This window comes from Dyadobacter sp. CECT 9275 (assembly GCF_907164905.1).
Taxonomy (GTDB): Bacteria; Bacteroidota; Bacteroidia; order Cytophagales; family Spirosomataceae; genus Dyadobacter; species Dyadobacter helix.
The window spans coordinates 1,896,059-1,919,826 of sequence record NZ_CAJRAF010000001.1 but is presented as its reverse complement, the minus strand read 5'-3'; the positions used below and the strand labels follow the sequence as shown (position 1 = coordinate 1,919,826).

Genomic DNA, 23,768 nt, shown 5'->3' with positions numbered 1-23,768 from the left:
CAGGCTTATTTATTGAACTTACCCAATGTTACACCAATAGAAAAACCAAAAGCCAGGCTTGGTATTACCTCCCCGCCATCTGCCCAGTCTCCGCTCCACCATAACCAGTTGTCTCGCGGGCTGAGGTTCTCTGCATTCGGTGTCAATGTCCGATACGTAGGTTTCCTCAGCCCCAATCCAGTGTAAAGGTCCATTGTCATGCGGTTGGCAAAATAAAACTGCCAGCCCGCCTTCACATGCAACGCATTCACGAACCGTCCAAAACGTACTTCCTTGTATTCAAAGAAAGAGCAGCCGCCTGTTGTGGCACAATCTGTTCCCACCCAGCGTGTTTCTTTATTCACAACTCTTTTAAACAGGTACTCCCCTGCCACGTAGGACCTTGCAAATCTTTTCTGATAGAAATAAAAGCGCAGCTGCGTCCGTGTTTTGATCGTATTCTTATCCGGCCGACCGCCGCTATCAGCATCGTTGTACCAGATATTGAAACTGGAATGCCCATAACCTGCCTCCTGCTGAACGGTAAACCGGTTGTCAGGAAAAGGTATTTCCGCCCCAAGCTGGAAGGTATTATCCACGTCAAACATACCCAGCGGCATCACTTTCAAAATAATATGCTTCCGGGACTCCTCCGGGTTTATCTGCGCAAAGGCAGTTCCCAACAGGCAAAAAGACAAAACAAACATTACAATTTTCCTCATTCTACCGGTATTTTGCTCAGGAATTCAACCCGATCCTGATCGTCAAAAGTGTACTGTAAAAAACCATCTCTCCCGGTTATCATCAAATGATTTGCTCTCACAATTACATCGTAAGAAGGTACTGTAGTGAAATGCTTTTTTAAAACCGGCTGGCCGGGCTGTGAAATATCCATGACTTTCAGTCCATTATCCCCTTCACAAACAAAAAGCTTATTACCCGAAACTCCCAGTCCATAGGGCGTCTGCATGGGTTGCGAACTGATCATTCGCGGATTGGCAGGATTGCTCACGTCTACCACATCCAGAGAACTCTGGCCGGCCCAGGGACGGCACATTACACCGCTGCGCAGGGTTACGTAAGCAAACTGATCCTGTACCACCACGGGATCGCAAGACTGGATGTGTGTGTATTTTGACAAAAACTGAGGATTTTGCGGACTTGAATTGGAATAGATATACATCCCGTCGCTGGCCCCGATGTACAGGTGGTTCTGATAGGGGAAAATGGTTTCTATCCCTACACCCATCTCCTTTTTTACTTTTTTGACAGGCTCACCACCGCTGGTGATGTCATAAACTTCCAGTGCTTGTTTGGATACAATGTAGAGCGTATTACCTGTTATAGCAAAACGCGCCATGGAACCTCCTACTCCATTCTGAGGATTTACGGACGCGGAATCGGCCTTTTGAGTATCACAGGAGGTCAGTATGCATAAATTTCCTGTGACAGTCAGGCTGATCAGAAATAGCCGGATGAATATTTTCATAGTATTGTCATTGGTAAAAAAAGCAGGTGATAAATCCGATACACCGATATACCTACCGGTAACAATTTGGCCTGGCGGACATCGGTATTTTTTCCCAGCCCACTACAGTTCCCTTTTTGCTATCAGCACATTCAAAATAAACGTTGGTAACCGAAGGATAGTTAGTAACCGGAATGGCGGTTTCTATTCTTTTGGACAACTTCGGATCAACCGGGTTGCTGATGTCGAATACAAGCAGGTCAGATGCATTATCTGCGTAGAGCCAGGTACCTTTGGCAGCAATGTCATAATTACCCGGAATAGAAATAAACGACAGATTCCGTGGATTCCTGGGATCGGAATTGTCTACGATGTGAACTCCTTTTCCCTTTTCGTTGATGAAGATATACGGATTCAGAAAATATATCTTTCCCGGTTCCGAGAGGGCCATTGCGGGAAGAACCTCAATCTTTTTAGTCTCTGATTCCGAAGCATAAACCGGCCGGTAGCAGGTGCCGTCAAAAGGAATATCGGAAGGCGTCCCATCATCCACATTCACCTGACAGGCAAACAGGGAAACGGCAAGCAGCAACAGCAGAAAATTTTTCATACGAGATTCAGCCTTTTATTTTTGTTGACACCTCGCGGTCACAAAACGTTGCACAGCTTACGGTTTATTATCGAATTGGACCATCAAGATTCTTTTAACCACGAACATATATAGCCAGCCCAAATATCCATCCGCCATCATAGTTAGCTCAAAACAGGAAGTCCCGGTACGCATAATAACCTCTGTTTACTTCCTAATCTGCTTATTTACCATTAAATAACAATATTTCTCTATCCTGTTTCAACTCCATAATTTTGGGCTTTGATCCGTATTTTTTCCGTCTCGTAAAGATGAAAGAAGAAGGTTCCTGTTAATCTCTTTAATTTTAGTTATATCAATTATTCGCCTTTACTCATGAAAAAAGCTCTGAAAATTACCGGTTTTATTATAGCCCTTCTGCTGCTGATCGTGGCCGGAGCCGTTGCTTATGTTAAATTGGCATTACCCGACACCGGCCCTGTACAAGAAATTACAATTGAAAGAACACCACAACGCCTCGAACGCGGCGAATACCTCGCCAATCATGTCACCGTTTGTATGGATTGTCACAGTACCCGGGAGTGGAATCTTTTCGCTGGACCTGTGAAACCCGGCGATATGGGTGGCGGCGGCGAGAAATTCGGCCCTGAAATGGGTTTCCCCGGTACGTTCTACGCCCGAAACATTACCCCTTATGCACTAGGTGACTGGACGGACGGAGAAATATTCAGGGCGGTTACGACAGGTGTAAGCAAAGACGGAAGTGCCTTGTTTCCTGTTATGCCCTACCACGCTTTTGGCCAGATGGACACAGAAGATGTATACAGCATTATTGCCTACATCCGTTCTCTGAAACCTGTAAAAAATGATGTACCAAAAGGCGCCCCCGATTTCCCCGTAAGCATCCTGATCAACACCATGCCTGCCAAGGGTAACCCCATGAAAATGCCCTCCAAATCGGACCAGATAGCTTATGGCAAATATCTGGTTACAAGTGCCAGCTGCGTGGACTGCCACAGCAAGACAGACAAAGGAAACAAAATTCCGGGAACGGAATTTGGCGGCGGGATGGACTTCCGTATGCCCGGTGGCATTACCCGGTCAGCCAATATTACACCGGATGCCGAAACAGGTATTGGCAAGTGGAGTGAAGAAGCATTTGTGAAACGATTCAAGGTTTTCGCGGATTCGGGATACGTTCCGCATGCGGTGGGGCCAAACGAAATGAACAGCCCGATGCCCTGGAATATGTATGCAGGTATGGAAGAAGATGATCTGAAAGCCATTTATGCTTATCTGAAAACACTGGCTCCGATTAAAAACGACGTAGTGAAATTCCAGCCATTATAATCAGCTATTCAGAGAATGATCAAACCCAAGTACTTTGGTCATTCTCTGAAATTCAGCCTGCCGAACCGCCTCAATCGTTGTTTCCTTTTTGGTTTGGGGATGCAAGAAAGTAACAGAAGCGGCATGTAAAAGCATGGTGGTCATGCTGAAATGCTCCATAAAAAATCGGTTTTGCTTGTTGCAGCCATGCGGCCTGTCGCCAATGATCGGGTGAAAAATATGCGCCATGTGTTTCCGGAGCTGGTGCATACGGCCCGTGGCGGGTGTCAGCTTCACCAGGGAGTATCGTGAAGTAGGATGTTTTCCAAAAGCGACTTCTATTTCCGTTTTAGCCAGCGTTACAAGGCTTGTCTGCGCATCCTGAATTTGTCCGTCTTCCTTTTTCAGAGGATAATCAATTTCCAGCGTATCCGGTGTAAACCCTCTTACAATGGCAAAATAATGCTTATGTACCGTTCCGGCAGCAAACATTTGCTGCATAACACTGTTCATTTCTTCCGAGAGAGCAAACAAAAGTACGCCTCCAGTCTTTCTGTCGAGACGATGAACGGGGTATACCTTCTGCCCTAGCTGGTTTCTGAGTATCTGAACGGCAAACTCATCAGCATCTACCGCAATCGGGCTTCTGTGTACCAGCAGTCCATGCGGTTTATTAACGGCCACAAGAAACTCGTCCTGATAAATAATTTCGAGAGATGTAGTACCGGAGGAATTCAAAAATAATGGTCAGAAAATGGATAACTTCTCGTCACTTTTTGCAGTGAGTACGGCATAGGCATTGGGCTTAATCCCCCGCAGATAAGGTATATTCTTAAGAAAAAACTGTTTGAGTCGGGTGAGCCTCAGCCCCATTGGATTGTCTTTAAAAAGCGGCTCCAGCATTTCTTTTTCATATAAATAACAGATGTCGTTCAGTACCTGAAATTGTTCCGATTTTAACAGAAAACGAAACAGTCCGGGTGTATAAATGTTAATATGCCCGTAGGAAAGAAAATGTTTAAGCTTCCTGTCGACATAAAATGAAAAGTCTATAGGTACTTCAAATATCTGGTACTTTGACACCCTTTTTATTTCTCTTAACAGTATCCTCTCGTGTTCAACATGCTCCATTACATGAGAGCAAATCACCAGGTCAAAATGATTATCGGCGTAAGGAATACGGTAACCGTCAAAGAGTACCACATCCTTCAAATTTTTGATATGCTTGGATTTGATAATTTCAATGCCGCTTTCCGAAATCTCTACACAATTTAAATCCTGACTGAAATCCCACTGCGAAAGCCAGCTTAATATGCTTCCTTCCCCGGCACCAACTTCCAGAACATTTTCAAAACTGATATTTTTTGCGAGCGCTACGATATTCTGCGCTTTATACCTGGCACCCATCGTTCGCCAGGCTACCGTGCTCAAATCATATTGTTCTGAATAAGAAGACTTTATATTTTCCGAAAGTTGCATATAAGAGGTTATCAGTATCGACTTGGATTACACTCTTTCTGAAAAGCCCTAAACAGGACCACCTAACAAACTCAGCTTCAATGCCTTAAATTCAAGCCTTTTTTTCGTCAGGAAATTCAGAAAGTAAAACATAAACCTACAAATTTGCGGCAATTCCTCCAACATCATTTAACAATACGTTCTTTATATCTAATCCTGAACCGGATGATCACCCAGAGAACCAGATACAGAATGGCGAGCAGAATCCCTATTTCCAGGCTCAGCAAAAGGGCCGTTCTGTCCATCAGGCTGTCGATTAGATTATTGACAATGGCCTTAGGATTATGGACGATGTCCCAGCTGTTCATTCTCCGAACGCGCCCCAGGTATACGCCAAAACCTGCAAGCGGAAAACTTGAAAGTAAGAGTATCCGGGTAAGCCTTTTTGAAAATGAACGGTTCCAAGACTGATGGATCCAATAAACTGAAACCAAACCATTGAAAAGACTTACTTCCGCATAAAAAAACAGCATGATGACGTCGTGCCAGGTAAGGTCTCGGTGATAATCTACGGTCAGATGCGCCAGGTCGGTGATCATATAGGGCGCATTTGGTAAAAAAACGATCCAGACCATACTCAGCAGAAATAGCAGAATGGCGCTGTTTTTAAATCGTTTCGTAAGATTGTTGGCGATAAAAGCAACGATCAGCGGAATCCAGCTGAGGAATAAATTCCAGTCCATCGAGAAATCGACCGGAGAATTAAAAAAAATTCGGATCAGGTGGAAGAATACCGCAACAAGGCTCAGCAAAAGCAGCAGGAGCATCGAAAACAATCCCTCCAGTGATATGATGGGGGGATCCTGTACACTAAACTTATAATTTTTGATCCATTCTATTAACCTTTCCAAACGCTTTCTATTTTAGTTTTTCATAACGCCATCAAATAGTAAAGCAAATGAAACAGAAAAAAGGCGATACCTCTTTACTTCCTTGATTTGGTCAAAGAAGTAATGCGTAAATTTCTATTCCAGCATGATTGAACGAACACAGGGTTATGCCCCGGCTTGTACCGGTGGCTTGGGTTTTCTTCTCGGTTTTCTCTTGGGGTTAGGGGTGGGAGAAGTCTCATTTTGGGCTGCTGGAGTACGTTTCCCATGTTTCTTTTTGAAGCCTCCGGTGCTTCGCTGCCGGCGTGCATCAAATACAGGGGCGTCTCCCAGGCCAAGGTCGGCTGTTATTGATTTCTTTTCTAATTCCTTTTCAAAAAGTCTCTCAATCTTCAGAACGTATTTCTGGTCACTCTCATTGATAAAGGTAATGGCAATTCCTTTGGACTCAGCCCGGGCGGTACGGCCAATCCGGTGTACATAATCTTCGGGATCACGTGGAACGTCGTAATTAACAACATGACTGAGATTATCAATGTCAATTCCGCGTGAAAGGACATCCGTAGCTACCAACACGGGGAACACCTTGTTTTTGAAATCGCGCAGCACAATTTCCCTTTCGGCCTGCTCGGAATCAGAAGATATACCTCTTGAATCCATTCCAAGTTTTCGGAGTGCACGCACAATGGGCTCAACGGTATTTTTGCGGGAGGTAAAAAGTACCATACTTGAATTCCTGGCTTCCTTCAGCAAATGCAGCAACAGCGGTAATTTCTGGTTATCAGTAGCCATGTAAAATTGCTGGTCAATTCGATCAGCAGGGCGGGATACAGCGAGCCTTACTTCCTCCGGCTCATGCAGGATACGTTTGGCAAGTTCACCGATCTTGCCAGGCATGGTTGCCGAGAACATAAGCGTCTGACGTTTGTTGGGAAGAAAACTCATGATTTTCATGATATCCCCCAAAAAACCCATGTCCAGCATCCTGTCGGCCTCATCCAGCACCAGATGCTTAAGATGGCTGAAATTGACATACCCAAGCTGTAAATGAGCAATGAGCCTGCCGGGTGTTGCAATAATGATATCAGCTCCCTGCGAAAGTGCTTTTTTCTGCTGATCCCATTCCGGGCCTTTGTTACCGCCATATACCGCAATACTGGTGGCACCAACGAAATATCCAAGCCCCTGAATCTGCTGGTCAATTTGAACGGCGAGCTCACGGGTGGGTACCAGTATCAAAGCGCCCGTATGCTGGTTGGACTCGTGCGCAACTTTGTCAAGAATGGGTATCAGATAAGCCGCTGTTTTGCCGGTACCGGTTTGCGCGCAGGCTAAAAGATCTTTTCCCTGAAGGATATAAGGAATGGCTTGCTCCTGAATGGGTGTTGCCTGAGAATAATTCATAGATTCCACGGCGTTTATGACGTCCTCGTGGAGTTCAAATTCGTTGAAATTCAAAATTCAGCTTTTTAGGATTAATGGACATGATTATCAAACCATTAACAAGTGTTATTAAAGAGCTGACTTCAATTTCCCAGTCAGCAAACCGCTTGATTTTCAACAAATATAGTAATTAAAAAGATAAGGAAAAAGGAGCGGGCCCGGATTGCAGGACAATTAAGCGCCTTGAAACATCTGTTTCATTCAAAATTCATGGTGACACCATACAAAAGAGAGCGGAATGCAGGCAGGGAAAAACCCTCTGTCCGCTCCGCTTCTCTTCGCACTACTAAACAACTTTACTTCTAGCCAATGGCCGCCAACTCCCGTGCCTCCTCTTCCGAATATAGTCTTGACCTGGTAATAAACCGGATGCCCATGGGAATCTCCAACGAAAAACTTGCGCCTCGCCCCGGTGTTACATCTATTGTCAGCTGCGTATGCTGCCAGTATTCAAACTGATCGCGGCTCATGTAAAAGTCACAGCCGGCAATAATACCCAGCAGTACGTCACTGTCACCCGTTCTGAACTCCCCCTTCTCAAAACACATGGGTTGAGATCCGTCGCAGCATCCGCCACTTTGGTGAAACATGAGCTCACCATAACGCTCCTGGAGCTGCCGAACTACTTTCTCTGCCTCCGGCGTAATCAATACCCTTTCCGTCATGACATAAATCGTTACGTTTCGAAAAGCGGGAGATTTTTAATAAATCCCCCGCCTGCCCGCTCCCGATCAGAAAAATCCAAGTTTGTTCTGATCATAAGAGATTAGCATATTTTTAGTTTGTCGATAATAGCCTAACATCATTTTATGGTTTTCGCGACCAAAACCCGATTTTTTATACCCACCAAATGGTGCATGCGCCGGATAAGCATGGTAGTTGTTGACCCATACCCGGCCCGCCTGAATCGCCCTGGGAACCTGGTATATCTCATGTGCGTCGCGCGTCCACACACCTGCACCCAGTCCGTACAGCGTATCATTTGCAATTTCTATCGCTTCCTCAGTAGTTTTGAAAGTGGTGACGCAGACCACCGGTCCAAAAATCTCCTCCTGAAAAATCCTCATTTTATTGTGTCCTTTGAAGATGGTTGGCTGTATGTAGTAACCTCCTGAGATACCATTTTCAAATTTCTGTGCATCACCGCCAGTAAGTACTTCCGCGCCCTCCTCTTTCCCGATTTTCAGATACGAAAGTATTTTCTCGTGCTGGTCGCTGGATGCCTGTGCACCCATCATCGTGGTAGCATCCAGCGGATGCCCCATTTTAATGGCTTTGGTGCGCTCAATGACCCTCGGCATAAACTTATCGTAAATACTTTCGTGAACCAGTATCCTGGACGGACAGGTACAAACCTCTCCCTGGTTCAGCGCGAAAAGTACTGCACCTTCAATGGCCTTGTCAAAAAAGGCATCGTCGGCGTCCGCAACCGAAGGGAAGAAAATATTAGGCGATTTCCCCCCAAGCTCCATGGTTACCGGGATCAGGTTTTCGGAAGCATACTGCATGATCAGCCGGCCCGTTGTGGTTTCTCCCGTGAACGCAACCTTGGCCACGCGGGATGAAGACGCAAGCGGTTTCCCTGCCTCCACGCCAAATCCGCTTACCACATTAAGCACACCGGCCGGAAGTATATCCCCTATCAGCTCCATCAGAATCATGATAGAAGTAGGAGTTTGCTCGGCCGGTTTCACCACCACACAACAGCCAGCTGCCAAGGCCGGGGCAATTTTCCAGGTTGCCATCAGCAACGGAAAATTCCATGGAATGATCTGAGCCACTACGCCAAGCGGTTCATGCAGATTGATACAAACCGTGTTCTCATCATGCTCCGATACGCTGCCCTCTTCGGCACGGATCACGCCCGCAAAATATCTGAAATGATCTACACACAAAGGAAGATCAGCCGCACGGGTTTCGCGGATGGCTTTACCGTTATCTATGGTTTCTACTACGGCGAGATATTCCAGATTATCTTCAACTACCTGTGCGATTTTCAAAAGCAGGTTGCTGCGGTAAGATGCAGCGGTTTTGCTCCATTTCGGAAATGCAGCATGCGCAGCATCCAATGCAAGTTCTATATCTTCCCGGGTACCCCGTGCGGCTTGCGTAAAAACCTGTCCGTCAATCGGTGATACATTATCAAAATACTCTCCTTTAACGGGTTCTACAAAACGTCCGTTGATATAATTACCATACTTCTCTTTAAACTGTGGTCGTTTGGCAAGGTTCTCACTCGCATAGGAGGGAGTTGCTACTTTAGGGCTATCTGCTACTGTATCCATGATTTTAGCTAAAAGTTTAAATGAATAACCATACAAAACTAGCCACTGCTCAAGGAAATCATTGGTACGATCGTTGCATTTCATAGCACGATTATCTCATTTATTCAAAAAATATTTATATTTATACAAAAGGAAACAAAGTAGCTAAGGGCTCGTTATATTTAAGGTATGATTATACTCGGAACGCCTCCTGCCAGCCAACGTATTGTTTGTGTCAGATTATTTAACAGATTTTTTTAGGCCAAAACTCCTATGTCAACAGGATATAAACTTACTGAACTTGCCATTTCTGAGGAAAAATCACTCAAAACCCTGGTGGAAAACAGGCGGGCCTACACCCTGAAAAATTGCGAGCTGAATGTTTTTGAAACATTGCAAACTTCGGCTCTGGTCCCACTGACCTTTTCTGATTTTGTGGTAACCAGTATGCTGAGAGGAAAAAAGATCATGCATCTATCCGATAAACCCGGCTTTGATTACCTGCCTGGAGAGACAGTGCTGGTACCAGCCAACGTCACCATGAAAATTGACTTCCCGGAAGCCAGTGAAATGAACCCTACTCAATGCATAGCGCTGGCGCTGGATCAGGTTAAAATTGATCAGATTGTTGACCGGCTCAATGAGGACTATCCCAGGGAGGGCAAAAACCAGTACTGGAAACTTCAGCATAGTGAATATCACTTTCTGAACAATCTGGAACTGGCCCAAAGTCTTAACAAACTGATCAAAATATGCGCCGGATCGGGAGTCGGGAAAGATATACTGGCAGACCTGACGCTGCAGGAATTAATTGTACATATTATTCAGACCCAGAACCTGCACCTGATCCAGGACGAAACCCTCAGCCATGACCATGCGCTGGGGTATGTGGTCAGTTACATCAGGGCGAATATCAATGAAAAAATCCAGGTAGACGACCTGAGCGAAAAAGCCTGCATGAGCCGCGCTTCTTTTTACAGAGCCTTTAAAAGGGAATTTAATATCAGCCCGCTTGATTTTGTGTTAAAAGAAAAAATCAAAAAAGCGAAACAGCTCCTGTCCGATTCGCGAAATAGCATTTCAGAGGTATGTTACCAGCTGGGCTTTTCAGATTTAAACTATTTTGGAAGGCAGTTCAAGAAAAACGAGGGGATATCCCCGTCACAGTACCGGATTCTCAAGTCAGCTCTGAGTGATGAGTTATGAGTGAAGAGTTCGGAGTGAAGAGTTAAAAGTTTTTAGTTCACAGTTCGCAGCATTACCACGCGGCGCACTGTGAACCGTTTACTTAAAACTGAAAACTTCCGGCATACCTTAGTCCACAACGTTATCCCTGGGCATACCGCCCACTGATAACTGTATACTGCATACTAAAAACTGTCCGCTCAAAACGCAAAACTACCTACCCGAAACTCCGTCCGGCAAGCCGGTTGATCATCTTAACTGCTCTATCGATCCTTACCTGCTCCGATCTGGCATCGGCAACATACTGTATAATCCCACGCTGGTGACTGGGCAGCAACGCGTCAAAAAGCGCCTTCCCTTCCGGATCGATCTCAAAAAGTTCCTGTAACTCAACCGGCACATCCCTACCGAATTCGCTGTCATCCTTCCACACCATAGCAGATAGTTTCTGTCCAAGTACCAGCTTCCCCTGCTGCCTGAGCGTCGCACCCACATTGATGTAAAAGCCGCCACCTCCGCGGGGCCTAATGGCACATTGGAAAGCGATACTGCCATTGAGCGTACATCTCATCCTAGCCGGACGCCTACCTTTAACAAAAATGGTGGCCACCTCGTCGGGCACCACCATATAATATTCTCCGCCTTTTTTATCAAAGCGTTCAAGACGGGATTCAAATTGAACTTTCTCTTCCAAACCTACTCCGTAAGTGGTCTTACCTGAATCTGCTTGTAAAATACGATGCTCTTGGGATCATGAGCCTGGAGAGCAAAAGTTCCGCTACTAATCACGCGGCGGATGGTATCAGGATCACGTTTGTCCACGTCCGCTTCTTCATAATCCACTACCACTCTATCATTGATTTTCACGGTAATGTGTTTCCCTTCCACCTTCACATATTCGGTATACCATTCGTTATCTTTTACATAAGTTTCCTTCACATTTACAACATTATAAAGGCTTCCGGTACGGATCCAGTCGGTATGCGAGTTATTAACCTGTACCTCATAACCCAGATCCGGCCAGCCTTTTTCCTGATAGGTGGTATGAAAGTATATCCCCGAATTAGAACCTGGCTTGGTCATTACGGTGGCCCTGAATTCAAAATTTTTGAACATATGGTTTTTAACAGGTCCATCGTAGAACAAATGCGCACGTGGCCCGGCAACCTGTAAAGCACCATCCACCAGGCTGAACGAATTCGCATTTTCGCCTACTTTCCAGCCATCCAGACTTTTTCCGTTAAAAATTGTGATCCATCCGTCCTGAGCAAAGGAAGGGCCTGAAACGAATAACGCGGCTACCATTGCCATAACCGACCAAAGCATTTTTTTCATATATAATTTTAATTAATGTAAATCAGGTTTTGGAGTATTCCGGGTTTATTTTATCTAAACCAAACCTGTTATTAAAACTACTCAAAAGTGAGCCAATATTACTATTCGCTTTCACTGCGGAGAAAATAGTAATACTATCTTTGCTGCAAAATCAGCAGGCTATGAAAAATCCTTATCTATCGTTGCTGGCCACAGCGTGGCGTTATGCCCGGCAGCAAAAAAAACGCTACCTGCTGGTATATGCCATGTTTGTGCTGGCCAATGTGGTACTTGCCATGCACCCGCTGTTGTACGGCTGGTTTGTAGAATCCATCCAGAAAGATCCTGCTGCGGTGCTTTCCAATGTGTGGATCTATGCCGGAATATACCTTGGCCTGACTTTGCTTGAATGGGCATTTCACGGCCCGGCCCGGGTGATGGAGCGCGAACTTGCTTTTGACCTGAGCCGTAACTTTCTGGACGAGATGTACCACCAGGCGTTACATCTGCCCATTCGATGGCATCAGGATCATCACAGCGGCGCTACGATCAACAGGATCCGGAAAGCGTATGAAGCACTGAAAGACTTTTTCCAGAACGGCTTTATGTTCCTTCATGCTTTTTCCAAATTCATATTTTCCTTCATTGCAATCATTTGGTTTTCGCCACTTTTTGGCAGTATCGGTGTAGGGATAGGTATTGTTACCGTTTGGGTAATATTCCGTTTCGACAAACCTTTTATCAAGGCGCTGGACGAAACAAATGAAAAGGAACACGTTGTATCTTCCACCCTTTTCGACAGCCTTTCCAACATTATTACCGTCATTACCCTCAGGCTTGAAAAAAGAATGCAGACAAGCCTGATGAAAAAAGTGGCGGACGTTTTCCCACCGTTTCGAAGGACTGTTGTCATCAACGAATGGAAATGGTTTGTCGCGAGTGTTTTTATCGGGTTAATATATGTTGTCGTGACTATTGGTTTTGTATACCAGAAGTACACGCCGGGAGAAGCTTTCCTGGTTGGCGGGCTGGTGACTTTGCTGGGATATGTAAACCAGTTCACCAGTGTTTTTCAGGATGTTGCATGGCAATATACAGAAATTATCAGGTACAATACGGAGGTTCAGACAGCCAGGAGTATCGGCCAGGCCTATAGCGCAAATCATCCGCAGGATATTGAAACAGCATTACCTGCAAACTGGGGGGAAATCAGGATCAGTAACCTGAGCTTTTCCCACGGCCAGGATTACGACGACCGCAAAGCCCATAGCTTGCATAACCTGCACCTGCTGATCAAACGCGGGCAGCGAATTGCATTCATTGGTGAAAGCGGGAGCGGCAAAAGTACCCTTCTAGCCCTGTTACGCGGCTTGTATCAGGGTGAACCTGGTGTAAATGTTCGGGTTGACGACCAGCAGCATACTGTTATGAATGCGCTATCTGATACGGTTACGTTGTTTCCTCAGGACCCGGAGATTTTCGAAAACACCATAGCCTATAATATCACCCTCGGCTTACCTTTTCAGGAAGACGAAATCCTTCAGGTATGTGCAACCGCACATTTTACGGATGTAATCGATAAACTCCCCAACGGACTGGAATCCAACATTCAGGAAAAGGGGGTAAATCTTTCTGGCGGTCAAAAACAGCGTCTTGCGCTTGCAAGGGGCGTTCTGGCGGCCAGAAGCAGCGACATTGTGTTACTGGACGAGCCCACCAGCAGTGTTGACCCCAAAACGGAATCGCTGATATACGACAGAATGTTTGAGGAATTTGAGGGCAAAGCCGTATTATCTGCCCTGCACCGCCTTCACCTGCTGACCAAATTTGATTACGTCTATATCCTCCGTGACGGCAGGCTGATCGACGAAGGTACTTTTGAATATCTCAAACAATACAGTGCTCATTTTCAGGATCTTTGGAAACATCAGGAGCATTTGACATAGTACTTCTCTTTTCAACCTCAACACTTATCTGATCAGCGTAACCACACCATTATAATCTTGAATGCCTCCGTTTTTCAGTTCTGCTTTAACCTTATAAGGGTATGCTCCTGCAAGGCTCGGCAAACCTTTGTAATATCCATCCCAGCCAAAGGAAGGATTGGAAGCCTGGAAATTCTGTTTATGAAATATCACCTGCCCCCAGCGGTTGTAGATCACCATTTCCTTGATCTGCACCACACAGCTATTGCCGAATACATAGAAGATCTCGTTGCTGTTATCCTGGTTGGGCGAAAAAATTTCGGGAGCCGAAATCCCGCAGGGTTTCACCATAACCGACACCTTACCCTGTTTGATACAAATACTTCCAGGGTCAGAAGCTATGACGGTATACGTGGTCGATGCTGAGGGATGCGCCCAGGTATCTGCACAGGTGGAGCAGGACAGTGTTTGAGACATCTGCCAGTTGTACTTGTACTCGCCGGTTGGTTCGGCAATGGCATGAAGCTGCACGCTGTCTCCCTCTGTAATAGATACCTGAGGGGTAACCGAAAGATTCAGTCCATAAACTTCGAGGTGCGTGGTAACGATGCTGTCACAACCGGTGGGCAACGGAATGTTATTAACATAAGTCCCGCTCGTGGTGTACACAGAGTCTCCAACGGCAAGCTCCTCCCCTTCGCATATCCCGATCGTCTGCGTAAACCTTGGCACAGAATTGACAGTGAGATGCAATGTAACGGTGCTATCACAAACCGTACTTTTACTTATGTTCCGGACATAGGTACCGCTGGTTTTCAGTATCGTATCCCCCAAAGCAACCTCCTCTCCTTCGCAAATGACTTTACTGATTTCTGCGACTGATTTTTTTAACTCAATGGTATAATCCAGCTGAAGAGCACAGGATTCGTCCAGGCTTCCCAGCGGAACAAGCTGTACACTGAACTTATCTCCAAGACTGGCCTTCACCTTTATATTTTGCGTGGTCTCGCCATTATTCCATTTGTATTTACCAAAGCCCACAGGAGCCTGCAGCGTGAGATAACCATTTTCATCCGGGCACGAAGAAACCGTTTTAATTTCAGATTTTAAACATTCGGCATCAAAATAGGCATACCCGAAATGCCGCATCCTGGTACAGCCGTGGGTGGTCACCGCAATGCTGATACTTTTGCCAACATAATTCCGGAGGTCTATAGCACCTGTGGTCCAGTTCCGGTACTGTATATCCCCGGACGACTGAAAGCCGTCTACGGTGTTATTTCCTTCCAGCTGAATATCGTAACTGCTACAGGGAAGTTCATTTCCATTATTATCATATATCTGGATATTAAATCCCGGTTTCTGATAAGGTTCATGATTCGCAGCGCCCCCGTTACCGCTTGTGTTCTGAAGAATGACAGCAAATTTATATTGAAACAAAGTGTTATCCGCCGTTACCAGGTAACTGGTCCTTATCCTGGAATATTGGCCTCCTTGTGTCACATTTCCGATGCGGATGGAGTGTGTACTGCCAGGGGCCACCATGGGAATGGAAGGTATCTTGGGATCGTTGCCGTCACTGAGGCTGGTTACGTAATGGTCATTGTTCTGGGTACCTGTTATCTCAGTCTGGTAGACCGTCTTCTGATCCTGATCCGTAACCGCGCCGTAGGTAGGTTGCCAGCCACTGGTATTACCTTGTTCAAATCCGACATTACTACAATCTACCTGGGCCTTTAACGTACTGAATACGGTCACCAAGAAGCATAAAGTGAGTAGCAATTGTTTCATAACCCATGATGTTAACAGTCCTGCCTTGTAATGGTTTACCAATATTGTCCCTTACGCAGGTGAACACCATCGTGTTGCAAAGAATTCGTCTTATTGTGTGTAAACCTTCTTTTTTTCAATCTCTTAATTTCTGGCACTATGCGCCAATTTTGAGGCTAACCGGGCCCTCTTACCGGCATTTTTGATGATTGGAGAATAAGGTACATCTCCTGGGGAAGACTGAACTTTGATTTGGTTACTTTCTGATACTGATTTTTGCTGTGGAAACCAATCCGTTTTTCCTGATCAGTTGCACAATATATAGGCCGTTTTTCAGTGCGTTTACATCCATACGGTCGGATTTCAGTTCGGGAGTCAGAACCAGATTTCCACTTGCGTCGTAGATATTCAGTTTACTTACAGCGTTCATATCATACCCCCCGTCTACTTTCACATGTAATACATCCGAGGCAGGATTCGGATAAAATACCGTTTCATTACTTGCTTCGAAACTTACGGTTTTAATCTGGCTGTAAGCAAATGTTCCGTCCAGATCAATCATTTTCAGCCGGTACAGGTTGACTCCTGCCGCAGGTTTGGTATCCGTAAAAGTATAGTCCAGAGACTGTGTACTTTCCCCTTTCGCCTCTTTACTACCGATCCTATTCCATTCTTTTCCATTCAAACTACGCTCAATATCAAATCTTTCACTATTCGACTCGCTGGTTGTCATCCATGTCAAAAGCGCACTCTGTTCTGATTTCTCGGCTGAAAAACGGCTCAGTACTACAGGCAGTGCAGACGTCCAGGATAGTTTATAGGTAGCGCTGGTACCCTGTTTTTCCGCTCTGTCGATGAAGGCATATTCAAAATCAACACTGGTATAATCGAGATCAGCAAATTTTATTCTCAGTTTTGACGGGTTATAGTTAGTAATAGCGGAATTGGCCTGAACTTGCTCTCCATTGTATAACAACGCTGCTTTTTGGGGTAAACGTGTAATGACCAATTTACTTCCGGCACCCAGGGTTCCGTCTTCCAGATCTTTGCCACTCAAAGCCGGTGCAGCCGCAGAGCCGTCCAAAGGTTCCAGCTGGTTGAAATTTGGCTGTACGATCTGCTTCTCCTTCGCCTCTGCTACCGGTATCTTATTGATCCCGAAATTTGCATTTTGTATCGTAGCGCTGACACTCTGAAGAGTAACGTTGGTGAGTATACTGTTGGCGTCATTGTCCGATCCGCTTGCGTCGGAGGCGCCGATATTCTCACCTGTACTCACCCAACCGGAAGGCAGTGAAGCAGAGGTTGTATTTTTATCCTTTGACAAAACCAGCCTGTAAGTCTCGGGATAACCGGTCGACGTTACATTCTGGAAAGCATAGGTACCATTGGCAGCAACATCCGACGTACCTACCACCTGATTGCTGCTGTTTACCAAGTTAACGTACAGAGACTGATTGCCTGAAACCTCCGGGTCAATGTCGGTTCCGTTCACTTTTGAACCGTTGACAGTATTGGAAGGATTTCCAGCCAGGCCGTCTGCATCGTCAAATACGTTACCGGCAATGGAAGTGATCGTCGGATTCATTGATACGGATAACAGCCACTGGTCTCCCGAAAAAAACTGTGCAGAACTCCAGGCCGAACCGTTGTTATCGCCGCGCAGGTATACCTTGAAAACCAGTGCAGTGATGTTAGACCCATTCACCCTTACTGAACCGGTGGCCGCTCCCTGATCGGACTCAGAATTGATAGCTGACTTACCGTTCAATATTTTTGTAGTTTCAACACGAAGCGCTTCACTACCAGAAAGTTTGGTAAGACTTAAGCCCTGGCCGTCCAAAAGTTCCAGTTCTGTTGAATATCCAAGGCTTTGATTATCCACCTTTGTAAAAGCACCTAATCCCGAAACGTGAATAACCGGGTCAGACACCGCTCTGTTAAACGTCAACGTCAGGGTGCTGTAATAATATCTTCCCGAACGATCCTTATCAGCTGAATAGAGCGGTTCAACACTTGTAAATATATTAAAGCCGTTGTTCACTTCCACATCAATTCCCGTCCCCGCAGAACCCGACGGATTGGAGGTAAACAGGTTGTTTGAAGGTGATGAAATACTGCTCAGCAGCCTTATGACTTTTTCGGATGTTGCCGTTTTGGCAACGTCATTAGAAGTTCCTCCAAAGAATACCGCAGGAACATCCGCCGTATTCGGGAACTGCTGGTCTCCAAAAGAAGCCGTTACTGTTAACTCAGGGTCGAAATCCGAAAATGTGCTGCCAGAGGTATTCTGAACGAATTTTAACTTAACGGGGTCTGCTGTTGGACCTGAGGGTACCGAGCCTGAATAACTGGAAGCTGTAAGTTCCAACTGTGCAAAACCAGGCCGATCCATCATGAGAAGTAAAATTACCGGCAGGATCAGTTTGAAACTAACCAATTGACGAAGATTGAGAGAAAAGAACATTATATCGTTGATTTATAAGTAATTATGAATGAGAGGCAAAAGAAATTTTTGTTTTTTCGGGCACAGTTTTTCCCGGCAAGGATTTTTGCTTTCGAAAAATCCTCTCAGAAACTCTCCCTAAATTTTTGCTATCGGATTAGCCAGCGCGCTTCGGCGAGAAACTGAAATGGGTTGGGTTGACTGTTAGCATGGGTTTACCGTAAATTTTTAATTCAAACTATTTCTATTAAAAAATTTTCAATTGTGACTCAAAATCTGTTGTGAAACTCTGCTATTCTTCATTTAATCCAATCTAAAAAGAAACCTGACAGATTGAACAGTTGAATTGTGCTGCTGTTTCGATGATGTAAAATTACCCCAATGTGTGGCGTCCTACAACCCGTTTGGGGTGAACGACTTTCTATTTTGGGGTGAAATACCTTCGTTTTTTTATTAGTATTTTTTTCAATAATTTGATATTCAACCACTTACGAAACATTACTTTTCACAGAGGTACTTGTAGACAAAAAGGGCGAAATAGTTGTTTTGGGGTGAAAGTTGGTTCGTCAAATTTTGCGCAAAATATTTCTCACCAAAAAGTAGAACTTCAATATGTCCAATTGTAGCATCTATTCTATATTAAACTTATTTTATTCGCATTTCCGATACGACAGTATCCGACTTTTAACAACAAAAAATTCTATTTGTTTGATTTTCAATACAGTAGAACTTACCATCAACGCCCTCTGTGCCCGTCCGTGCAGGGACGCTCTCAAGGAATAGGACAATAAAGCAGGCTCCATTCCTCTTATTCCGGTTCATGAAGCCCGGGTGATCCAGTACAGCCGCTAGGTAGACTTGTGCGTTTTATTATATTTGAGCTACACTCACGTTACTATTTATGAAAATAACCTTATCTCTGGTTTTAATTGTACTTTCCCTGTGGTGCAAGGCACAGTCGGCTCTTTACCAGGCCAACGTTGAGGCACAAGCGTCAGTCATGGGTAAAAATGTACCATTCTGGATGAGAAGTAATCAGTTTGGAAGTATTCCTTTATCCGGAACCTCGGGCAGTATCCTGGCCGGAGGGCAAAAAATGTATCAGTCAAAAGACAAAAAATTCTTTGATTGGGGCGCTTCTGTGCAAGCCAGAACCAATTTTGGAAAAAAAGCTGAATTCATTCTGCTGGAAGGTTACGGAAAAATACGTTTGGGAATTTTGGAAGTAAAAGGCGGAAGGTCCCGTGAAAACTTTGGCCTGGCGGATACACTACTCAGTTCCGGAAATTTTGCTGTTTCAGGTAATGCGCTGGGAATCCCAAAACTGGAAATTTCCATTCCTGAGTTTTACAGCCTGCCTTTTGCAGGGAAGTTTTTCTCTTTTAAAGGCAACTATGCCCATGGATGGCTTGGTAATGTACCCATTCAGTTTCCTTACAGACAGGTGGACCAAGCCAAAACATACCTGCACCAGAAATCACTTTATCTGCGCCTGGGCAAGCCCGATGCAAAAACCAAAGTCTATTTGGGACTGAATGACAATGTGTTATGGGGAAATAGCAAAGAAATATTCTCTAAGAATGAATTCACGTTAACGCCCTGGCAAGAGTATACTTATGTAATTCTCAGCAAAAAATTCGAATACTCACAGGTAGGAAATCACCTCGGAACGGTGGATCTGGCGGTGGACCATCGTTTTTCACAAAGCACAGTCAGGTTCTATCATCAAAGTTATTTCGATAAAGACGCCTTAAAGCATTTTGCAAATATCTCGGATGGTTTAACGGGAATCTCCCTTACCAGAAAAACGGAATCCGAAACATTTAGTGTAAACCGGTTTGTGTTTGAGTTCTTATACACGAAGAATCAGGCAAAAAATTCTGTAACCAGCCTGCAGCTACTGGGATACGAAGATTATTACAATAATTATATCTATACACAAGGCTGGTCATACAAATCTGTAGGCCTTGGCACGCCTTTTATAACTTCTCGCAACGATGTGCGTAATGAAATCCCAAAACTCGCTAACGAATACTTCAGCAATAACAGATTACTTGCCTTCCATACCGGAATGCAAGGCACCGCTGGCAACTGGGAGTACACTACAAAACTTTCTTACTCAATGAATTACGGAACATACAGTACAGAAAAATCTTTTGGAAAAAAATCTCAGTTTTCGGGATACATTGAAGCAAACAGAGACATAGGCAACAAACTATACCTGGGCCTTACAGCAGCCCTGGACGCAGGCGACTTGCTGAACACCACTGGGGGACTATTGATAAGTTTGAAAAAGAAATTTTAAAATTCAGAGAAAAATTCAAAAAGCCTTTACCCTGGGGTGGGCCAGCAAAGACAGTTATTTAAATTTACCCTGCTCAACGACGCATTTTATGAAAAAAATTTCCAGTATACTGGTTTTAACCTTTTTGTTTTTTCACGCAAAAGCACAATTCACGCATGTCCGTTTTGGCCTCGAGGGCCAGGCCGGAGTTACCAGCCAGAAAGCGGTTCCATTCTGGATGCGTTCCAACCAGTTTGGAAGTGTACCCGTAAAAGGCGCCTTTGCGAGTTTTATAGGAACCGGTGAAATAGAATACGACACATCCGGCACAAAGCTGGTTGACTGGGGAGCCCGTGCTGAAGTGAGGGCCAACGCCGGTAAAACATCCAATGTTACCTTAATAGAAGGATACGGCAGGTTAAAGGTGGGAATTTTCGAATTAAAGGGCGGAAGGATCAAGGAAGTATCCGGACTCTCTGATACCTTGCTGACTTCGGGAAACTACGCCATATCCGGAAACGCGCTGGGTATTCCTAAGATACAAATCTCGATACCCGAATTTTACAGCCTTCCGTTTTGGGGGAAAGTACTGGCCTTCAAAGGAAATTACGCTCACGGATGGGTTGGAAAAACGCCGGTTCAATACGGAGATACTTCGCAGACTACCACTCAATTTCACCAAAAGTCGCTGTACGGACGCTTCGGTAAGCCGGGCTGGAAACTCAAACTGTATGGAGGATTTAACCATCAGGTATTTTTTGGAGACGAAAAATATGTCTGGTCCAAAAAGGGTTTCTACCTCAACAGTTTTCAACTTTCTGGTTTAAAAACATACGAGTACATTGTTTTGGGCAAAGTTTGGAACTCCAGTAAGGTAGGAAACCATCTGGGTTCCATTGATCTGGGATTTGAGTACGCTTTTAAAAATATGAAGCTGCTGGCCTATCGCCAAACCTTTTACGAAGTGGGAGGGCTGGCCCATTTGTCCAACATCATGGATGGACTGAATGGCGTGAGCATTACCAATCTGAAAAAAAGTGAACAAAAAGTAAAATGGAATAAATTGTTAATTGAAGTACTCTATACCAAAAATCAAGGCGGGGAAACCTGGTCAAAGGTAACCCCTTCCGGCGACGAGGACTACTATAATAACTATCTGTATTCTGAGGGCTGGTCTTACAAGGGCGAAGGTTTGGGCACACCATTCATTACTTCCAAAACATTGGTGAGGGACGGGCTTCCCCATTTCCCCAAAGATTATTTCATGAATAACAGAGTGCTGGCCTTTCATGCCGGACTTGATCTTTCGGTATACCAGTGGCACCTTCTGTCCAAATTATCTTATTCCAGGAATTACGGAACCTTTGGCACCAGTCCTAACGGTCATACGACTGGGGAGGTGCATACTGCCCCCATTTATGGAATTTTCCCCGAAGTAGGCCAGTTCTCCGGTTACCTTTCAGCCGACAGGAGGATTGGAAACGGATATACCATTGGCATAACCGGAGCGCTGGATAGCGGAAATTTACTATTAAACTCGTCAGGTATTCTTTTGAAGGCCGCTAAAACGTTCTAAAATTCTTATGCTTAATTGGCTGTTTGGTAAAAATAAAAGCAATCATAAAATCAATCTTGACAGAATTGGAATAGATATCCATTCCCATATTATTCCCGGAATTGATGATGGTGTGGAAACAATCGAAGAGTCGGTAGCGATGGCTGCCAGAATGCAGGAGCTTGGATATAGTAGAATGTTTACTACACCGCACGTCATGTGGGACTGTTATCGTAATTCTCCTGAAATCATATTACCGATTTTGACCGAAGTGCAGCAAGCTGTAAAAAATGCCGGTCTTTCGATCCAGATCAATGCGGCAGCGGAGTATTTCATCGATGAACATTTCATGCATTTGTTACGTACCGGGCAGCCATTTCTGACCCTTCCGGGAAACAGGCTTTTGGTAGAACTCCCCTACTCCACGCCGCTATTGAATATCTCGGAAACCATATTCTTCATCATCAGCAAAGGTTATCAACCCGTTCTGGCTCACCCTGAACGATATACCTATTTCTATTCGGATCCTTCGGTATATAAAAAGCTTTGCGATCACGGGTGCGAACTGCAGGTGAATATTTTATCCCTCAGCCATTATTACGGTGCAAATGTTCACAAAATGGCAGAATGGTTACTTAAAAATGGGCTCATTACTTTTTTGGGTACCGATGCCCATAAAATTCAGCATCTGGATATGATTAACAAAAACCCGGGCAATCACTGGCTCCTAAAATATCCTTTTCAAAATGAAAAACTTATAAGTATTTAAGGATAACAATTGAATTTATTCTACATTTGCATAAGAATAAATTTCTGGCTAATATTGAACATTATTAAGAAACTGAGTTAAATTTATTCTAAGGTCAGTACAAATGGCGACATGCTGAAAAGATATCAAAAAAACAAGTCACAGTACTTTTCGCCCTTTCCAGATTAAAACAAAGTACCTCGAAAACAACACTTTACAAAACAACGTGATACTCATCTGATTTTTTTATGAACATACACCCCAAACGCAACTATCCATTCTCCCTGACTTCTCTGCTGGTAATCCTTGCGATAATCGGAGGAGCCGTTTCGTGTGTCTCACCGAAGACAATTGTATATTTCCAAGGAGATTCATCACGCTACTCATCCCAGGAAATATCACAGAAATATATTCCCACCATCCAGCCTAATGATATTCTTTCCATAGTGGTGGGTAGCTTGAATGCCGAGGCGAACGAGGTTTTTAACACGCCCAATTTGTTTACAACAGCAAGCACCAACTACTCCTCAACAGGCGGAGGTGCCAGGGTACAACCTTTGGGGTATCTGGTTGACTCCGACGGCTCCATTGAAATTCCGCTGGTTGGCAAAATCCAAATTGGCGGATTACGCACTACCGACGCTGCCGACACCATCCGCACCAAGCTCATGAGTTTCCTGAAGGAACCCAGTGTAATTGTCAGGAATCTGAATTTCAAGGTATCGGTACTGGGTGAGGTGAAACTTCCGGCTGTGTACGTTATCCCGGACGAAAAAATTACACTCCCCGAGGTATTGAGCCTTGCAGGTGACCTGACCATATATGGTAACCGCAGCAATGTGATGATCATTCGGGAAGAAAACGGTAAGAGGGAGCAGGCCCGGATCAATTTAACATCCAGAGAAATTTTTAACTCTCCTTACTACTATATACACAAAAATGATGTGATCTATGTGGAGCCGGTAAAAGCAAGGATGCTGGATACAGATAGCAGGATCAGGACGGTACCACTTATTGCCACTATTGTGGGAGGGATAAGCACCCTGGGTATTTTGATCTTAAATTTCACCAAACTTTAAGATGCGGTCATTCTTAAAATCTAGTACATGTTTTTCTTAGAT

Annotated in this window: 20 protein-coding genes; 7 read left to right on the top strand and 13 right to left on the bottom strand. The window is 44.7% G+C overall.

The window, feature by feature from the left end; genetic code table 11:
* Window positions 1-5: 5 nt before the first annotated feature.
* From KOE27_RS07940 to KOE27_RS07930, 3 genes are read right to left on the bottom strand one after another with little or no spacing between them, the layout of a single operon-like run.
* Complete coding sequence (locus tag KOE27_RS07940) at window positions 6-701, bottom strand: DUF3575 domain-containing protein (RefSeq protein ID WP_215238269.1); 696 nt, start codon at window positions 699-701, stop codon at window positions 6-8.
* A complete protein-coding gene (locus tag KOE27_RS07935; protein ID WP_215238268.1) occupies window positions 698-1,468 on the bottom strand; it encodes an LVIVD repeat-containing protein in 771 nt (256 codons plus the stop codon). The genes KOE27_RS07940 and KOE27_RS07935 overlap by 4 nt, the downstream gene beginning before the upstream one ends.
* Before the next feature lie 52 nt (window positions 1,469-1,520).
* Complete coding sequence (locus KOE27_RS07930) at window positions 1,521-2,057, bottom strand: LVIVD repeat-containing protein (RefSeq protein WP_215238267.1); 537 nt, start codon at window positions 2,055-2,057, stop codon at window positions 1,521-1,523.
* Window positions 2,058-2,411: 354 nt separating this feature from the next.
* On the opposite strand from KOE27_RS07930, the gene KOE27_RS07925 reads away from it, so the two are divergent.
* Complete coding sequence (locus KOE27_RS07925) at window positions 2,412-3,386, top strand: c-type cytochrome (RefSeq protein ID WP_215238266.1); 975 nt, start codon at window positions 2,412-2,414, stop codon at window positions 3,384-3,386.
* Here the strand turns inward: KOE27_RS07925 and KOE27_RS07920 are convergent, their stop codons facing one another.
* From KOE27_RS07920 to KOE27_RS07895, 6 genes are all read right to left on the bottom strand, one after another.
* Entirely contained in the window at window positions 3,387-4,103 is a 717-nt protein-coding gene (locus tag KOE27_RS07920; RefSeq protein WP_215238265.1) for a pseudouridine synthase, read from the bottom strand.
* A 9-nt stretch (window positions 4,104-4,112) separates the two neighbouring features.
* Entirely contained in the window at window positions 4,113-4,844 is a 732-nt protein-coding gene (locus KOE27_RS07915) for a class I SAM-dependent methyltransferase (RefSeq protein WP_215238264.1), read from the bottom strand.
* Between the two features lie 164 nt (window positions 4,845-5,008).
* Window positions 5,009-5,734 carry a DUF1361 domain-containing protein gene (locus KOE27_RS07910; protein ID WP_229252682.1) on the bottom strand — a complete coding sequence of 242 codons (726 nt, stop codon included), beginning with the start codon at window positions 5,732-5,734 and terminating at the stop codon, window positions 5,009-5,011.
* 144 nt (window positions 5,735-5,878) lie between these two features.
* Window positions 5,879-7,171 (bottom strand): DEAD/DEAH box helicase, encoded by a 1,293-nt coding sequence (locus tag KOE27_RS07905; RefSeq protein ID WP_215238263.1) that lies wholly within the window; start codon window positions 7,169-7,171, stop codon window positions 5,879-5,881.
* A gap of 287 nt (window positions 7,172-7,458) precedes the next feature.
* Window positions 7,459-7,821, bottom strand: a complete 363-nt coding sequence (locus KOE27_RS07900; protein ID WP_215238262.1) for a DUF779 domain-containing protein — start codon at window positions 7,819-7,821, stop codon at window positions 7,459-7,461.
* A gap of 66 nt (window positions 7,822-7,887) precedes the next feature.
* Complete coding sequence (locus KOE27_RS07895) at window positions 7,888-9,441, bottom strand: aldehyde dehydrogenase family protein (RefSeq protein WP_215238261.1); 1,554 nt, start codon at window positions 9,439-9,441, stop codon at window positions 7,888-7,890.
* Between the two features lie 252 nt (window positions 9,442-9,693).
* On the opposite strand from KOE27_RS07895, the gene KOE27_RS07890 reads away from it, so the two are divergent.
* A complete protein-coding gene (locus KOE27_RS07890) occupies window positions 9,694-10,626 on the top strand; it encodes an AraC family transcriptional regulator (protein ID WP_215238260.1) in 933 nt (310 codons plus the stop codon).
* Window positions 10,627-10,822: 196 nt separating this feature from the next.
* Here KOE27_RS07890 and KOE27_RS07885 read toward each other — a convergent pair whose 3' ends face one another.
* Both KOE27_RS07885 and KOE27_RS07880 read right to left on the bottom strand, forming a co-directional pair.
* On the bottom strand, window positions 10,823-11,299 hold the full coding sequence (locus KOE27_RS07885; RefSeq protein ID WP_215238259.1) for a YdeI/OmpD-associated family protein: 477 nt from the start codon (window positions 11,297-11,299) through the stop codon (window positions 10,823-10,825).
* Window positions 11,300-11,301: 2 nt separating this feature from the next.
* Window positions 11,302-11,940: a 3-keto-disaccharide hydrolase gene (locus KOE27_RS07880; RefSeq protein ID WP_215238258.1), complete on the bottom strand. Its 639-nt coding sequence runs from the start codon at window positions 11,938-11,940 to the stop codon at window positions 11,302-11,304.
* Window positions 11,941-12,101: 161 nt separating this feature from the next.
* Between KOE27_RS07880 and KOE27_RS07875 the strand changes: the two genes are divergently transcribed.
* On the top strand, window positions 12,102-13,865 hold the full coding sequence (locus KOE27_RS07875) for an ABC transporter ATP-binding protein (protein WP_215238257.1): 1,764 nt from the start codon (window positions 12,102-12,104) through the stop codon (window positions 13,863-13,865).
* A gap of 24 nt (window positions 13,866-13,889) precedes the next feature.
* On the opposite strand, the gene KOE27_RS07870 is transcribed toward KOE27_RS07875, so the two are convergent.
* Both KOE27_RS07870 and KOE27_RS07865 read right to left on the bottom strand, forming a co-directional pair.
* The gene (locus KOE27_RS07870) at window positions 13,890-15,635 is read right to left on the bottom strand and encodes a T9SS type B sorting domain-containing protein (protein WP_215238256.1); all 1,746 of its coding nucleotides are present in this window, start codon (window positions 15,633-15,635) and stop codon (window positions 13,890-13,892) included.
* A 235-nt stretch (window positions 15,636-15,870) separates the two neighbouring features.
* Window positions 15,871-18,081: a T9SS type A sorting domain-containing protein gene (locus KOE27_RS07865; protein ID WP_215238255.1), complete on the bottom strand. Its 2,211-nt coding sequence runs from the start codon at window positions 18,079-18,081 to the stop codon at window positions 15,871-15,873.
* Between the two features lie 880 nt (window positions 18,082-18,961).
* On the opposite strand from KOE27_RS07865, the gene KOE27_RS07860 reads away from it, so the two are divergent.
* The 4 genes from KOE27_RS07860 (at window position 18,962) to KOE27_RS07845 (ending at window position 23,726) form a co-directional block, all read left to right on the top strand.
* A complete protein-coding gene (locus tag KOE27_RS07860) occupies window positions 18,962-20,365 on the top strand; it encodes a capsule assembly Wzi family protein (protein WP_215238254.1) in 1,404 nt (467 codons plus the stop codon).
* Between the two features lie 88 nt (window positions 20,366-20,453).
* Complete coding sequence (locus tag KOE27_RS07855) at window positions 20,454-21,920, top strand: capsule assembly Wzi family protein (RefSeq protein ID WP_215238253.1); 1,467 nt, start codon at window positions 20,454-20,456, stop codon at window positions 21,918-21,920.
* 7 nt (window positions 21,921-21,927) lie between these two features.
* Window positions 21,928-22,668: a tyrosine-protein phosphatase gene (locus KOE27_RS07850; RefSeq protein WP_215238252.1), complete on the top strand. Its 741-nt coding sequence runs from the start codon at window positions 21,928-21,930 to the stop codon at window positions 22,666-22,668.
* Window positions 22,669-22,895: 227 nt separating this feature from the next.
* Complete coding sequence (locus tag KOE27_RS07845) at window positions 22,896-23,726, top strand: polysaccharide biosynthesis/export family protein (protein WP_215238251.1); 831 nt, start codon at window positions 22,896-22,898, stop codon at window positions 23,724-23,726.
* Window positions 23,727-23,768: the final 42 nt, after the last annotated feature.

Coding starts and splice junctions, on each gene's coding strand:
- KOE27_RS07915 (WP_215238264.1), bottom strand. CDS start 4,844: ATGCAACTTTCGGAAAATATAAAGTCTTCTTATTCAGAACAATATGAT.
- KOE27_RS07875 (WP_215238257.1), top strand. CDS start 12,102: ATGAAAAATCCTTATCTATCGTTGCTGGCCACAGCGTGGCGTTATGCC.
- KOE27_RS07890 (WP_215238260.1), top strand. CDS start 9,694: ATGTCAACAGGATATAAACTTACTGAACTTGCCATTTCTGAGGAAAAA.
- KOE27_RS07895 (WP_215238261.1), bottom strand. CDS start 9,441: ATGGATACAGTAGCAGATAGCCCTAAAGTAGCAACTCCCTCCTATGCG.
- KOE27_RS07850 (WP_215238252.1), top strand. CDS start 21,928: ATGCTTAATTGGCTGTTTGGTAAAAATAAAAGCAATCATAAAATCAAT.
- KOE27_RS07870 (WP_215238256.1), bottom strand. CDS start 15,635: ATGAAACAATTGCTACTCACTTTATGCTTCTTGGTGACCGTATTCAGT.
- KOE27_RS07930 (WP_215238267.1), bottom strand. CDS start 2,057: ATGAAAAATTTTCTGCTGTTGCTGCTTGCCGTTTCCCTGTTTGCCTGT.
- KOE27_RS07855 (WP_215238253.1), top strand. CDS start 20,454: ATGAAAAAAATTTCCAGTATACTGGTTTTAACCTTTTTGTTTTTTCAC.
- KOE27_RS07865 (WP_215238255.1), bottom strand. CDS start 18,081: ATGTTCTTTTCTCTCAATCTTCGTCAATTGGTTAGTTTCAAACTGATC.
- KOE27_RS07860 (WP_215238254.1), top strand. CDS start 18,962: ATGAAAATAACCTTATCTCTGGTTTTAATTGTACTTTCCCTGTGGTGC.
- KOE27_RS07845 (WP_215238251.1), top strand. CDS start 22,896: ATGAACATACACCCCAAACGCAACTATCCATTCTCCCTGACTTCTCTG.
- KOE27_RS07925 (WP_215238266.1), top strand. CDS start 2,412: ATGAAAAAAGCTCTGAAAATTACCGGTTTTATTATAGCCCTTCTGCTG.
- KOE27_RS07900 (WP_215238262.1), bottom strand. CDS start 7,821: ATGACGGAAAGGGTATTGATTACGCCGGAGGCAGAGAAAGTAGTTCGG.
- KOE27_RS07935 (WP_215238268.1), bottom strand. CDS start 1,468: ATGAAAATATTCATCCGGCTATTTCTGATCAGCCTGACTGTCACAGGA.
- KOE27_RS07940 (WP_215238269.1), bottom strand. CDS start 701: ATGAGGAAAATTGTAATGTTTGTTTTGTCTTTTTGCCTGTTGGGAACT.
- KOE27_RS07880 (WP_215238258.1), bottom strand. CDS start 11,940: ATGAAAAAAATGCTTTGGTCGGTTATGGCAATGGTAGCCGCGTTATTC.